Consider the following 796-nt stretch of genomic DNA (forward strand, 5'->3'; position numbering starts at 1 on the left):
CACCCCCACCGTCCCCGAAGCCGCCGCCGAAGTCGCGCGAGTCGAAGTCGCCGCCGGAGACGTCGCCTCCGGTGAAGTCGCCACCGTCGCCGTACCCTCCGTACCCGTCGGCGCCGTAGCCGTACGGCCCGAAGAGACTGCTGCCCAGCAGGGTGCCCATGAGCATCCCCGGGAGCAGACCGCCGCCGAAGTATCCGGCCGCCCAGGGCGCGTACACCGGTCCCGCGTCCCAGTACGGGCGCGGGCCGCCCGGCGTACCGACCTGGCGGGCCGACGGCTCCAGCCCGTCCGCCAGCCGGGTGGCGTCCGCGGCGCAGACCGGGACCGTACGTTCGGCGCCTCCGTCCGGCGGCGTCCACGCCACGTCCTCGACCGAGGGCCCGTGCCGGGGGTCGAAGAAGCACGGCGGCCTGCGCTCGGGCAGCGCCTCGCCCTTGAGCCGCGCGTCCAGCGTGGCGAGCGCGAACCGGCCTCGCTCCAGCGCCTCACTCACCCCCCGCACGTCACCGGCGCGGCGCGCCCCGGCCATGGAGGATTTGGCCTCCTCGTACGCGTCCAGAGCCGCGGTGTAGTCCTCCCGCGCCTCCGCACTCGCGTCCGGGCCCGTCGGGTCGAACCCGATGCGGCCCAGTTCCTCGCCGAACGCCGTGATGTCCTCGTCCACGACCGGACGCAGCGCCTCCAGACCGGCCCGCTCCTGCCGCTCCCGCCGCTTGCGGCCCCGCCTGCTCACCAGCACGGCACCGCCCGCCGCCAACAGGACGAGCGCACCGAGGGTGACGACCGCCCCCACGCC

At 76.0% G+C, this 796-nt stretch carries 1 pseudogene; it reads right to left on the reverse strand.

From position 1 onward, the window contains the following. A pseudogene (locus AB8Z75_RS35140) lies at positions 1–796 on the reverse strand (hypothetical protein); the annotation flags it as partial.

The sequence above is a fragment of the Streptomyces sp. PU-14G genome (genome assembly GCF_041028275.1).
Classification (GTDB): domain Bacteria; phylum Actinomycetota; class Actinomycetes; order Streptomycetales; family Streptomycetaceae; genus Streptomyces.